Here is a 13,609-nt window from a genome sequence, read left to right on the forward strand (position 1 = left end):
CATGTGTTAAGCCTGCCGCCAGCGTTCGTTCTGAGCCAGGATCAAACTCTCAAGTTTAGAAGACTTTGATTTGGCTTTATCTGGTCACGCTTTGAATTGACGAGAACATTCACACCTAGACACTTGCGTATCTTGGTAGATTTTATTCTCTCAAAACGTGTCCGCCAAAGTCTCGTTCGAACCGTCCCATCCCTGGCGGGATGAGGGGTTCAGCAGGACTCTGCCGCCCACGTTTCTCTTTCTTCAATATTCAATTTTCAAAGAACAGACTCTGCAGACGCAGTGTCGTGGCCCGTTACGCTTTTGGCTTCGGGGCCTGTCGAGTGTCGCTCACGCGGCTCTCTTGAATTTCGCGGAGGGCAGATTTAGAAGCGAACTTCTTCGTCGCCAGCGGCGCGCCGCCCTCGTTGTTGAGGCGTATATAGTCGGGGGGCGTCCAAAGTGTCAACAGCGATTTCGAACTTTTTTGAATTTTTTGCGACGAAAGTTGGGGCGCCGCTTTTCTGTAGCCGACTGCCGCTACGGCATGGGGACAACAAAGCCGGCTGTCGCGGTGGAGCCCTATTGCCGCCGTATTGCAGTTTGACACCAAGGCCAGCGAAGCAGGCGAAAGCGCCACCCGCGCAGGGCCTTCTATAAGAGACCAAACGGCGCCTCCCAGGCGCTTCCTATAAGAGACTAAAGAGAACCCATAGAGACAGACGTATGATTGGGGATTTCGGCCGGGGCCAGGCGCTTCGTTGACTTCACCCGCCGTGACAGGCAAATGTCATGGCCACAACAAGAACGACAAGCCGTTCCGCCCCGGGGAAGAAGCAGCCTTTCTGGATGCCAGACACGGAAGATGTCATAGCCGACCTCGGCAACGAGCCGCCGCTGATCGCGGACGGCCGCAGCGGCCCTCCCGACCGGCGCGAGGTTTCGGCGCGCTGGCTGTCGGGCACCTTCCTTACCGGCGTGACCTCGAGCGTGCTGATGGGCGTGGCGCTGTTTGCAGCGCTTGACGGCCGCCAGCAGTTGGCGACGCCACCCGAGATCGCCGAACTGATCAGCCTTGCCAGTGGCGACGATTCCGGTGAGATCGCCAAGACGACCAGGCTGGTCGCGCTGCGCCAGATCGCCAAGGCCAAGGATCGCCGGCGCATGGAAGTGTCGATGGTGACCAAGGTCGGCGACCGCGATGTCATCCACACCATGCCTTTCGTGCAGATCAAGATGGCGCTTGCCGCCGGTCACACGACCAGCCGGGCCTATCCGCCTTTCGACCCGATGCAGGTGTTTGGCAATGGCGACGACAATGCCGCCCAGCCGGCAGCCGCCGCCGCCAGCCAGATCTATGGCGCCAAGGTCGAAAGCGAGATGAGCTTGAAGACCGTCGATTTCCCGATCGAGACGGCGGCCTTCGACGAAAAGAGCGACCTTTCTGCCGACGAGGTGGAAAAGGTCGTGCGCGAGGCCGGCACCGATCTGAGCGACGGCGCTGTCCAGGTCGCTTCGCTGCATTATGTCGACCCACAGCGATTCGGTGATGGCTTCGCCGAAAGCATGGCTGGCTCCTATGACGTCAAGATCGTCCCGGAAAACGTCTCGGTGTCGCCGCGTGCCGCCATCGACGACCATGCGCCGGCTTTCGCCGAGGAAATCATCCCCTTCACCAAGGATCTCGACATTGCCGAGGCCTTCGCTGATTCGGGCTATACCGGCGAGGATGCCACCGGAATGGCCGAGGCGATCGCCAAATTGCTGAATGCCACGGCCCTCAAGGCAGGAACCGTGCTGCGCGTTGGGCTCGAGGTCCATGGCGACGCCGCCAAGATCGTTCGCACCAGCGTGTACGACAGGACCCAGCACATCGTCACCATCGCGCTCGACGACCACGACCAGTACGTGCCGGCGCAGGAGCCGGAGCCAAATCCCGAATTGCTGACGGCGTTCGACGATTCGCCTGCGCCCGTGGTGCGCGGCAATCTGCCGAACATCTATGACGGCATCTACCGCACCGCCTATTCCTACGGCATGTCCAAGGCGATGACGCAACGGCTGATCAAGTTGCTGGCATCCAGTGTCGACTTTCAGTCGCGCCTCAATCCTACGGACCGCATCGAGGTGCTGTTCTCGCAGCCCGATGGCGACGACCAGGCGTCTGACGAATCCGAGCTGCTTTACGTCTCCGCGACTTTCGGCGGCACGACACGAAATTTCTATCGTTTCCAGATGCAGGACGGCAGCACCGACTATTTCGACGAAAACGGCAGCAGCGCCGAGCAGTTTCTGCTGCGCAATCCCTTGCCCAATGGCCGGTTTACGTCCGGGTTCGGTGCCAGGCGTCACCCCATTTTGGGGTATGTGAAAATGCACACCGGCACCGACTGGGCAGCTCCCGTGGGATCGCCGATCATTGCCGCGGGCAACGGCGTCGTCGAAAAAGCCGGCTGGGCCGGTGGCTATGGCAAGCAGATCATCTTGCGTCACGCCAATGGCTACGAGACGTCCTACAATCACCAGAGCGCCTTTGCCAAAGGCATCGAGCCGGGTGTTCGCGTTCGCCAGGGTCAGGTTATCGGCTATCTCGGCTCAACCGGCCTCTCCACCGGTCCGCATCTTCATTACGAACTAATCGTCAACGGCACAAAGGTCGATTCGATGCGCGTCCGCCTACCGGTCGGCAAGACGCTGAAGGGCGACGACCTCGTCGCCTTCAAGCGCGAGCGCGAACGCATCGACGACCTGCTCAAGCAGGAAGACAGCAATCAGTTGAAGGTCGCGAGCGCCAAGCTCGAAGGCTGAGCCGACGTTTTTCGTCGTCAGCCCTGCTGATTCGCCGTGTCGCGCGCCCATGGCAGCCGCTCGCCGGAAACCGTCGTCCACGCGGTGATTGCCGAAAACAGGCAAAGCAGCGCGGTCACCGCGGCAACGGCGGCGAATGCCGCGTCGCTGGCGGCAAGTCGTGCCGCATCGAGGCCGGGCGCCAGGCCGGCTGGCGGCGGTTCGCCGAAACCCGGAATGCCGGAGCCGGCAGCGGTGCCGAGCACGCCAGCATAGACCCAGGCCGCCAGCGATCCCATCGCCGCCACGGCAATCAGGCCGCCGATGCGCGAGACGGCGTTGTTGATGCCCGAGGCCGCACCCGTATCCTTGTCCTCGACCGCCGTCATGACGGCGGTCGACAGCGGCGATACCACCAGCGCCATGCCGAACCCCATCAGAGCCATCAGCGGGAATACCCCGATCCAGAAATTGTGGATGCCCCGATAGGCCAGCAAGGCAAGTCCGGCAAAGGCAAGAGCCACAACCAGACCGCCGCTGGCGATCGGAAAGCGAGGCCCGATGCGGTCGGACCACTGGCCGACCGGTCCGGACAACACTGCGATCAATGCCGACAGCGGCAGGAAGATGAAACCGACCTCGGCGGCGCTCAGCCCCCATCCGGCGATCATGAGCATCGGCAGATAGAACAGATTGGCCGACAGCGCGAAATAAAGGAAGAAGGTCGCCACATTGGCGCCCGCGAACGCGCCGATCCGAAACAACGACAGATCGATCATCGGCTCGCGCCGCCGGCGCTCGAAGACGATGAACACGACGAGCAAAACCGCACCGGCGGCAATACTCGGGCCGGACATCAGCCCCTCCCCGTCGCCGCTCATCGAGGTCAGACCGTAAGCGAGAGCTCCGAACGCCAATATGGCGAGTGCAGCGCCGCCGAGATCGAGGCTGCGCTTTTCCGCCGGCGCGTCGGCAGGGACCTTGGCCAGCAGAAGATAGACCGAGATAAGGCCGAGCGGCAGATTGATGCCGAAGATCGCCCGCCAGATGCCGTCGCCGAACGCCGACAGCACGAAGCCGCCCAGCACCGGGCCGAGCGCCGTCGTCAGTGCTGATGCTGCGGCCCAGATGCCGATCGCCCGGCCGCGTTCCTTTTTCGGATAGGCTTTGGCGATAATGGCCAGGCTGCCCGGCACCATGATGGCCGCTCCGACACCCTGGATAGCCCGAAACGCAATAAGCACCGCCGGGTTAGGCGCCAGCGCGCAGGCAAGCGAGGCGGCAATGAACAGGACGATGCCGGCGACGAAGGAGTGGCGCAGGCCGAAGCGATCGCCGGCGGCGCCGCCGACGAGAATGAGGGCTGAGAGTGTCAATGCGTAGGCATTGGAAATCCATTGTGCCTCGGCGAGGCTGGCGCCGAGGTCGACGCGGATCGCCGGCGTCGCAATGGCCAGGACCGACCCGTCGATGAAGCCGAGCGCAGAAGCCAGGATCGCGGCGATCAGCACGAACCGCCGCTGCGCCTGCGGACAGAACGTATCGGCGGGAAGTGAGCCGGTCAGGAGAACGGCGCCGGTACCGACTTTGGTTGGCGTGTGCATGCCGCCTTACCTAGATCGCCGGCGCGCCGCCGACAACCGGCCAGCAGGCTGTTCTCGTTGAAACCAGGCCGAACCTGGCCACACAGGCAGGATCACGCCGCTCAGGGTGCAAACGGCAAGTGCCGTGCTAAGCTTCTCGCAGCGCTACAGACAAGGGGGAATACCGCGTGAAACGGCCGCTCGAACCCTCGGCGGAAGGACGCGGGCGCGTCGTCGGCATCACCGACGGCGTGTTCGCCATCGCGCTCACCCTGATCGTTCTCGAGATCAGGGTGCCGGCGCATGAAACGGTGCATTCCGAACGCGAGTTGATCACAGCGATCACAGCACTGGCGCCGCGCTTCCTGACCTATGCGCTCAGCTTCCTGACGCTGACCATCTTCTGGTTCGGCCAGCAGGCGCAACACGGGCTGATTGCAAAATCCGACCGGCGGCTTGCCACGCTGAACCTCTGCTTCCTCGGCTTCATCGCCTTGCTGCCGTTCTCGACCGACCTTCTCGCCGACTTCCTCGAATTCAGGACTGCGGTGCGCGTCTACTGGTTCAATCTTTTGATGCTCGGACTGACGCTGCTCGCCAGTTGACGCTACGCGGACAAAAACGGATTTCTGGCCGAAGGTGTCGACGCGGAAACCACCCGAACGGTCTATCTGCGCATCGTCAAGGCACAGATCCTGTGGGCCGTCGGCGCTGCACTCTGCCTGATCAGCCCGTTGCTCAGCGTCGGCTTCATCCTGGTGGTGCAGCTGATCTATGCCGCAGCGCTGCGCGCGCCACTGCTGCGCAAGGTCATCGGGTGAATGGAGCGACGCCTGTCCGCTTTAGGTGTGTTGAGATTCAGGTCAGGCCGAGCCGAAAATGGTGGCTTCCGAGAACCGGAGCGGAGCGTACTTTTGGGTACGTGAGCACCGGAAGCGGAGGAAGCCGCCGTTTGCAGGCCGGCATCACCTGAATATCAACATGCCCTACTCGACGAACTCCACCGTAACGCCGGGCGTCACGATCTTGGCAAGCTCGCGCGCGTCCCAATTGGTCAGCCGCACGCAGCCATGGCTTTCGGTCTTGCCGATCTTGGACGGATCCGGCGTGCCGTGAATGCCGTAGGTCGGCTTGTCCAGCGCAATCCAGACCGAGCCGACCGGGCCGTTCGGCCCCGGCGGGATGGTCAGGATCCTGTCGTTTTCGCCCTGCTTGAAATTGATGTTCGGGTTGTAGGTGTAGTTCGGGTCCAATGCGACACGCGACACCGCATGCGTGCCTGACGGCGACGGCGTGTCGGACGAGCCGATAGTCGCCGGATAGGCTGCGACCAGCTTGCCCGCCGCATCATAGGCGCGGACCTGCTTATTGGACTTGTCGGCGATGATGCGCGCCACCGGCGTCGCCACCAGCCTGCCGAAATTGGCGACCTTGATGATGGTGCCCGGACGGTTGAAATTGGCGTCCGGATTGAGCTTGTTCAGATAGGTTTCATCCATATGGAAGCGCTCGGCCAGCGCTTCGGGTACCGACGTGTAGCCCATCCGATCGAGCTGGGCCTTTTGGCTGTAGTCCTCCGGTATCGAGGCGACATAGGGACCGGCCGCATCCTCGGGCGTGATCGTATAGGAGGCGAAGGCATCGCCGCCGGATTGCGCCAGGGCCGCCTGGATGCCGATTGCGTCGGTCGATTTCAGATTGCTGCCGGTGATCTCATTATAGGCGGCGAGCGCCTTGTCGACATTCGAGCCGAAGCGTCCGTCGATGACGCCGGGCGATGCACCGGCACGGTCGAGCAGCACCTGCAGTGCCGCCACGTCCTCGCGGGCGCCGAGCGCAAGCGACGGGTCGACCGCCGTCTTGCCGCCAGTGCTTGGCGGCGGGGCTGTGTCTGGCGGTAAGGCCGCCTGCTCGTTCGGCACCGTCGGCTCGACCGGCTCGATCGAGGCCTCGTTGAGCGGCTGGCGCTCGATGGTGCGCGGCTTTACCGGCTGCGCTGCCTCCGGATAACCGTTGCCGTAGCCGTCATCCCGTGGCGCTTCTGGGAAGGCTTCCACCGAATTGTCGCCATAGGGGTCGTACTCGTCAGCCGGCGGTATGATGACCCTGCCCTCGTCTTCCATCTGCCTGCGGCGGAACCGCGCCGTGTCCTCAGGGTCGTCGAGATGATAGGGGTCGTCCTCGACCGGTCCGAGGTTGCGCAAGCGCTCGCGGCGCAAGGCGCGGCGGTCGAGCCTGGTCTGCGGCGGCTGGATGGCGATGACCTTGCCGGTCTCCGCATCGACGATGACGCGGTTTCCCCTGGCATCGTAGTAGATATCGAGATTGCCGTTCTGGGCGACAAGAATGCCGCCGCCATTGGCGGCACGAACCACCCGTGGCGCGGTATCCACTATTGGCGAGGCCATCGCATTCGACGCCAGCAGCCCGGCAGCAAGCGCTGAAAGGGTGAAGATGGTGCGCAACATGATGGCCAAATTCTCCGGTCCGTAATTGCCGCCGCCGGCATTGTCTCTTCAAAGCGCCGCGCGTCTTTTTCGACGCGCAAAGGACGCTCTAACGCTTTAAATCTCCGCATCGTGCTTTGCGAAAATCAAAACTCGATTTCGGGCCGATGTGGTAGGCGAACCCCTTCGCCAGCAAATCAGTTGCCAACGATAAGGTTCCAATATGAACCGGGCATGAAGATGGCGGATTTCTGACCGATTAACCGGCAGCGAGTCCCAATTCCTTGCGCGCCTGCTTCGTCAGCTTCAGCACGACAAGACGGTGGCTTTCGCGCAGGTAATCCTTCAGTGCGCCATCATCCATGCTTTCGCCGGTCTGGCGCTGGATCCATTTCATGCCGCGTGAGGCAAGATAGGGCGCGGGCCGAAGGCCCGGCTGCTCCCTCAGCACGTCATAGGCGATGTCGGAGCATTTGAAGGTAACGAACGGCTCCTTGCCCTCACTCCAGCCGCCGATCGCGAAGACCTTGCCGCCGACCTTCCAGACATGGGCGCCGCCCCACTGCACGACATGGGTCGCCGAAGGCAGCGAGGCGCAGAAGCTGTTATAGTCGTCCAGCGTCATCTGCGCCCCGCCAGTGATGTTGGACCATGAACCGAAGGCCGGCGTAACAAAAGGGTATGCCGGTTTTTCGGAAAGGATCATGGTCGAGATTGAAGATAGGAATTCCATCCCGATTCGATCGGGATGGAACAAGCTCTTGGCTTGAGCTCAGGCAGCCGCCTCGGTTGCCACGACCGCGGGCTTCGAGCGGAAGTTCAAGCGGTCGGAGCCGGCGGTGACCTTGACGGTTGAGCCGTCGAGGATCTCGCCGAGCAGGATCTTTTCCGCCAGGGGGTCCTGCAATTCCTTCTGCATCACCCGCTTCAGCGGCCGCGCGCCATAGGCCGGGTCGTAACCCTTGGCCGCCAGCCAGTCGATCGCCTCCTGATCGAGCGAAAGCGATATCTTGCGGTCAACAAGCAGGTTTTCCAGCCGCTTGAGCTGGATTTGGACGATCTGGCCCATATCCTGGCGGCGCAGCCGGTGGAACAGGATCACCTCGTCGATGCGGTTGAGGAATTCCGGCCGGAACGAAGCCCTGACGACATTCATCACCTCGTCGCGCACGACGTCGACATCCTGGTCCTCGCCGAGATTGACCAGATATTCGCCGCCGAGGTTCGACGTCATGATGATCAGCGTATTGCGGAAATCGACCGTGCGGCCCTGCCCATCGGTCAGCCGGCCGTCGTCTAGCACCTGCAGCAGCACGTTGAAGACATCAGGATGCGCCTTCTCGATCTCGTCGAACAGCACGACCTGATAGGGCCGGCGCCGTATCGCTTCGGTCAGCGCGCCGCCTTCCTCGTAGCCGACATAGCCGGGAGGCGCGCCGATCAGCCGGGCGACCGAATGCTTCTCCATGAACTCCGACATGTCGATGCGCACCATCGCGCTCTCGTCGTCGAAGAGGAAGCTGGCCAGCGCCTTCGTCAGTTCGGTCTTGCCGACGCCCGTCGGCCCGAGGAACATGAACGAGCCGAGCGGCCGGTTCGGGTCCTGCAGGCCGGCGCGCGCACGGCGCACCGCTTTTGACACCGCCTGCACCGCCTCGCCCTGGCCGACGACGCGCTTGCCGACCTCGTCTTCCATGCGCAACAGCTTGTCGCGCTCGCCTTCCAGCATCTTGTCGACCGGGATCCCCGTCCAGCGCGACACGATATGGGCGACGTGATCGGGACCGACCACTTCCTCGACCATGCCGGCCTTGCCGTCCCTGGCTTCAGCCTGCTTCAGCTGTTTTTCGAGTTCCGGGATCTTGCCGTAAGCAAGTTCGCCGGCGCGCTGGAATTCGCCCTTGCGCTGGGCAATGGCAAGTTCGTTGCGCGCCTCGTCGAGCTGCTTCTTGAGGTCGGCGGCAAGCCCGAGCTTCTGCTTCTCGGCCTGCCATTTCGAGGTCAGCTCGGTCGATTCCTCCTCCAGGTTCGAGAGTTCCTTCTCAAGCCGGGCGAGCCGGTCCTTCGAGGCATCGTCCTTCTCGACCTTGAGCGCCTCGCGCTCGATCTTGAGCTGCATGATGCGGCGATCGATCTCGTCCAGCGCCTCGGGCTTCGAATCGACCTGCATGCGGAGCCGCGAGGCGGCCTCGTCGACGAGATCGATCGCCTTGTCCGGCAAGAAGCGGTCGGCGATGTAGCGGTTTGACAGTGTAGCGGCCGCGACCAGTGCCGAATCCGAGATGCGCACCTTGTGGTGCTGCTCGTATTTCTCTTTCAGGCCGCGCAGGATCGAGACAGTGTCTTCGACCGTCGGCTCATTGACGAAGACCGGCTGGAAGCGGCGGGCAAGGGCCGCATCCTTCTCGACATGCTTGCGGTATTCGTCGAGCGTGGTTGCGCCGACACAATGCAGTTCGCCGCGGGCGAGCGCCGGCTTCAGCAGGTTCGACGCGTCCATGGCGCCATCCGCCTTGCCGGCACCGACAAGCGTGTGCATCTCGTCGATGAACAGAATGATGCCGCCGGCGGCAGACGTGACTTCGGAAAGCACCGCCTTCAGCCGCTCCTCGAACTCGCCGCGGTACTTGGCGCCGGCGATCAGCGACCCCATGTCGAGCGCCATCAGTTGCTTGTCCTTGAGCGATTCCGGCACATCGCCATTGACGATGCGCAGCGCCAGCCCTTCGGCGATCGCCGTCTTGCCGACGCCGGGTTCGCCGATCAGCACTGGGTTGTTCTTGGTGCGGCGCGACAGCACCTGGATGGTGCGGCGGATTTCGTCGTCGCGGCCGATGACCGGATCGAGCTTGCCCGCGCGGGCGTCCGCCGTCAGGTCGCGCGCGTATTTCTTCAGCGCGTCGTAGCCCTGCTCGGCGCTCGCCGAATCGGCGGTGCGACCTTTGCGTACGTCGTTGATGACCTGGTTCAGCGCCTGCGGCGTGACACCGGCCTTGGACAGGATGTCGGCGGTCTTGGCCGATTTTTCCATGGCCAGCGCCTGCAAAAGCCGTTCGACGGTGACGAAGCTGTCACCGGCCTTCTTGGCCAGTTCCTCGGCGGTCGAGAACACCTTTGCCAGCGGCTGCGCCAAATAGAGCTGGCCATTGCCGCCCTCGACCTTGGGCATTGCTTCCAGTGCCGTTTCGACGCCGAGCTTGACGTCACGGACATTGCCGCCGGCGCGCTCGATCAGCGACGCAGCCAGGCCCTCGTCGTCATCGACAAGGACCTTGAGAATATGCTCGGGGGTGAATTGCTGGTGGCTGCGGGAAAGCGCCATGGTTTGCGCGGACTGGATAAAGCCGCGCACGCGCTCGGAATATTTTTCAAGATTCATGCCTGTCTCCTTCCGTCACCGGCCCGCTTCGCGGCACCGGATCAGATTGCGGTGACGGACCCGCCCGTTCGAGCCGGATCCTGTTCACGCAAGATATGGGACGCAAACCATGGCCCCTCAAGACTCGACACTGGCGAACGCATAATATTCCGAGCGCGCAAACAAAAACGGCGGAGATTTCTCTCCGCCGCCTAGGGTAAACGATGCGCTAAGATCGCCTGAACGTTTCTTCGATCAATTCTCGACGTCGGCAATAATAGGTTGACCGCCTGCGTCTTCAGCCGGCGCTGCATCGACCTTGCCAGTCTCGGCACTGTCAGGGACGGCATTGTCGTTGCCGCCATTTGCCTGTTCGACATCGAGCCGCGGACGGCGCGGACGCCTGGGGCGGCGTGCCGGGCTGTTTTCGGCCGCGGCTTCGTTGAGCTCGGCCTGGGCGGCGAGACCCGCTGGCGAAAGGTTTTCGAATTGCGGTGCGGGCTCGCTCACAAAGACCGGCTCAGCGGCCGGCACGGGCTCCGCCTGCGCCGGCGTCTCGTCGCGCCGTGGCTGTTCGACGCGTTGGCCACCCTGCTGCTCGCCGCGCGCGCCATACTCGCCGCGCTGGCCGTTCTGGCCGTAACCGCCATTGGGGCGACGGTCGCGGTGGCGTCCGCCATTGTTGTCGCGGCCGTCACGGTTGTCGCGGCCGCCCCGATTGTCGCGGCTGTTTTCCTGGTTCAGCGCCAGCTCGGCCGGCGTGCCATCGATGACCGGCTGCGGGCCGGCCCCGTGATTGGCCGAAGCCGATGCCTCGTTGGCATTGTTGTTGCCGGCATTGTCGAACTCGTCGCGATCCTCGTCGCCGTCATCGTCGAAATCGTCGCGATTCTGCTGGGCGTTCTGGATCGGCATCTGCGCCTGAGCGGCTGCGATGATGCGGTTATAGTGCTCTGCATGCTGGAGATAGTTTTCCGCCATCACCCGGTCGCCGGAGCTTTGCGCGTCACGGGCAAGGGTTGCGTACTTCTCGGCAATCTGCTGAGCCGATCCGCGGATCTTCACGTCCGGGCCGTTGCTCTCATAGTTACGCGTCAGGGGATTTGGCCCCTTACGATTGTTGTTGTTATTGTTGTTGCCGCCGCCGCCACTGTTGTTGCGACCGCGCATGCGCCTGTTTTGCTGTTGTGGCCTCATTAGACTCTCTTCACTTTGAAATTTTCGAAAAACTCTTCACGAACGGAGGCGCTCATGCGGCCAGCCGTTTCGTTCCTTCACCGGCGTTCGCCCGCATCAATTGCGTTGGCGCCACGTGCCATCCTGTTCCGGTTACTTCACTTGCCGGACGATTCCCGCACGAAGCTTGGGCGTCGTTTGCGCAAGAAGGCAGCTATTTCCAAGGAAAACCGAATCGCTAAGAGCACTGCCTGCTTCGTCTCATCCGGTTAACGCGACCCTAGCCGCATTCCCCGGTATTGCCAAGCGCTTTTTTCGCACTGCATCACGGCTTCCACCGTTCGAACACAAGAACTCTGTCGTTTCCGCCGAGATCACGAAACACCCCGACCGAACGGTACCCGGCCGCGGAGAATATCTCCGTAACCTGTTGGTGCTGCGTATGGCCGATCTCGACCGCAATCCTGCCTTGGAGTTCCAAATACGCTGCCGCTCCCGCGGCGATCTTCCTGTAGGGGCTCAGACCGTCCACGCCGCCATCGAGGGCCTGGCGTGGATCGAAACCGCGGACCTCGTCCTGCAGATTTCCAATGTCGTCTGAGGGTATATAGGGAGGGTTTGCGACAATTACATGGTACCGGCCAGAAACTTTTTCAAACCAGTCGGATTTGAGTGGCGTGAACCGGCCGGCGAGCCCCAATTCCCCGGCATTACGCATGGCTGTGGCCAGCGCCTCCTGCGAAATGTCAACGCCGGTGGCGGTCGCGGCCGGAACGGCGCTGAGCAGCGCCAGCGCGATGGCACCGGTACCGGTCCCTAGATCGAGGATGCGGCAGTCGCCCTCGCTTGCCGCCATTGCCTTGACGAAGGGCAGTATAGCCTCGACCAGCGTTTCGGTATCCGGCCGCGGCTCCAGCGTTTGCGGCGAAAGCGACAGGCGCAAGCCGTAGAATTCGCGATAACCGAGGATGCGGTGCACCGGTTCGCCGGCGATGCGCCGCCGCAAGGCGGCTTCGATTACCGCCGTCACGTCCGCATCGACAGCGCGCCCGGGATCGGCGATGGCCTGCGTGCGACTGGTGCCGGAAAAATGCTCGACGATCAGCCTGGCATCGAGCGCCGGATCCGCGATCCCGGCTGCGGTGAGCCGGTTTCGCGCCTCCCGCAGCAGCGGCGCCAGCGTGGCGGGCAGGCTGTCAGCCATCGATGCCGATATCGGCGAGCAGCTTCGACTGGTGATCGGCGATCAGCGCGTCGATGATCTCGTCGAGTTCGCCCATCATCACCCGGTCGAGCTTATAGAGCGTCAGGTTGATACGATGATCGGTGACGCGACCCTGCGGAAAATTATAGGTGCGGATGCGTTCCGAGCGGTCGCCCGAGCCGACCTGCGACTTGCGCGATTCGGAACGTTCCTCGTCCGCCTTGCTGCGCTCGAGGTCGTAGAGCCTGGCGCGCAGGATCTGCATGGCCTTCGCCCGGTTCTGGTGCTGCGACTTTTCCGCCTGCACCACCATAATGCCGGTCGGCAGATGGGTGATGCGCACGGCCGAATCGGTGGTGTTGACGTGCTGGCCGCCGGAACCCGAGGCGCGCATCGTGTCAATGCGGATGTCATCGGCCCTGATGTCGATGTCGACCTCTTCGGCTTCCGGCAGCACCGCGACCGTCGCCGCCGAGGTATGAATGCGTCCGCCCGCTTCGGTCGTCGGCACGCGCTGCACCCGGTGCACGCCGGATTCGAACTTCAGATGGGCAAAGACGCCCTTGCCCGAAACGGTGGCGATGATTTCCTTGTAGCCGCCGACCTCACCCTCGCTGGCCGACACCGTCTCGAAACGCCAGCCATGCGCCGCGGCATAGCGCTCGTACATGCGAAACAGGTCGCCGGCGAAAAGGGCCGCCTCGTCGCCGCCGGTGCCGGCGCGGATCTCGAGGATGGCGTTCTTGTCGTCGGCGGCATCCTTGGGCAACAGCAGGATTTGGATGTCCTTCTGCAGCGCCTCGATGTGATGCTTGACCCCTGGCAGGTCGGCCTCGGCCAAGGCCCGCATCTCGGCGTCGGTGCCCTTGTCGGCGAGCATCGCCTCCAGATCGGCCTGTTCGCGCTCGGCGGCGCGCAGCGCCCTGATCTTTGCCACCATCTCCTGGATGTCGGCATATTCGGAGGCCATCCTGACATAGGCGTCCGGCGCTGGCCCGGCCGACATCTGCGCTTCGAGCATGTCGAAACGCTTGACGACTTGATCCATACGGTCGCGGGGCAGGTTGATCATGGC

9 protein-coding genes and 1 rRNA gene (1 of these 10 only partly in view) are annotated in these 13,609 nt (G+C 62.9%); 2 read left to right on the plus strand and 8 right to left on the minus strand.

The genetic code is table 11. The features are described from left to right. Nucleotides 1–57 (minus strand): 16S ribosomal RNA (locus NKH16_RS08860); it reaches 1,428 nt to the left of the window's first position. A 771-nt stretch (nt 58–828) separates the two neighbouring features. Here NKH16_RS08860 and NKH16_RS08865 point away from each other — a divergent pair. Beyond that, entirely contained in the window at nt 829–2,787 is a 1,959-nt protein-coding gene (locus NKH16_RS08865; protein WP_352746339.1) for a M23 family metallopeptidase, read from the plus strand. A 17-nt stretch (nt 2,788–2,804) separates the two neighbouring features. On the opposite strand, the gene NKH16_RS08870 is transcribed toward NKH16_RS08865, so the two are convergent. Further along, complete coding sequence (locus tag NKH16_RS08870) at nt 2,805–4,370, minus strand: MFS transporter (protein WP_352899080.1); 1,566 nt, start codon at nt 4,368–4,370, stop codon at nt 2,805–2,807. A gap of 167 nt (nt 4,371–4,537) precedes the next feature. Here NKH16_RS08870 and NKH16_RS08875 point away from each other — a divergent pair, with 167 nt between their 5' ends. Then, complete coding sequence (locus NKH16_RS08875; protein ID WP_352743876.1) at nt 4,538–4,954, plus strand: TMEM175 family protein; 417 nt, start codon at nt 4,538–4,540, stop codon at nt 4,952–4,954. A 381-nt stretch (nt 4,955–5,335) separates the two neighbouring features. On the opposite strand, the gene NKH16_RS08880 is transcribed toward NKH16_RS08875, so the two are convergent. From NKH16_RS08880 to prfA, 6 genes are all read right to left on the minus strand, one after another. Then, on the minus strand, nt 5,336–6,817 hold the full coding sequence (locus NKH16_RS08880; RefSeq protein ID WP_352743874.1) for a L,D-transpeptidase family protein: 1,482 nt from the start codon (nt 6,815–6,817) through the stop codon (nt 5,336–5,338). 238 nt (nt 6,818–7,055) lie between these two features. Next, nucleotides 7,056–7,421, minus strand: a complete 366-nt coding sequence (locus NKH16_RS08885) for an MmcQ/YjbR family DNA-binding protein (RefSeq protein ID WP_352456638.1) — start codon at nt 7,419–7,421, stop codon at nt 7,056–7,058. 147 nt (nt 7,422–7,568) lie between these two features. Then, entirely contained in the window at nt 7,569–10,175 is a 2,607-nt protein-coding gene (gene clpB / locus NKH16_RS08890) for an ATP-dependent chaperone ClpB (protein ID WP_352453085.1), read from the minus strand. A 234-nt stretch (nt 10,176–10,409) separates the two neighbouring features. Next, complete coding sequence (locus NKH16_RS08895; RefSeq protein ID WP_352453084.1) at nt 10,410–11,351, minus strand: DUF4167 domain-containing protein; 942 nt, start codon at nt 11,349–11,351, stop codon at nt 10,410–10,412. Between the two features lie 304 nt (nt 11,352–11,655). After that, nucleotides 11,656–12,534, minus strand: coding sequence for a peptide chain release factor N(5)-glutamine methyltransferase (prmC, locus tag NKH16_RS08900; RefSeq protein WP_352503220.1), 879 nt, complete (start codon nt 12,532–12,534; stop codon nt 11,656–11,658). Beyond that, the gene (prfA, locus tag NKH16_RS08905; protein WP_352453082.1) at nt 12,527–13,606 is read right to left on the minus strand and encodes a peptide chain release factor 1; all 1,080 of its coding nucleotides are present in this window, start codon (nt 13,604–13,606) and stop codon (nt 12,527–12,529) included. The genes prmC and prfA overlap by 8 nt, the downstream gene beginning before the upstream one ends. Nucleotides 13,607–13,609: the final 3 nt, after the last annotated feature.

It is taken from the genome of Mesorhizobium sp. M1307, assembly GCF_040318155.1.
Lineage (GTDB): Bacteria > Pseudomonadota > Alphaproteobacteria > Rhizobiales > Rhizobiaceae > Mesorhizobium.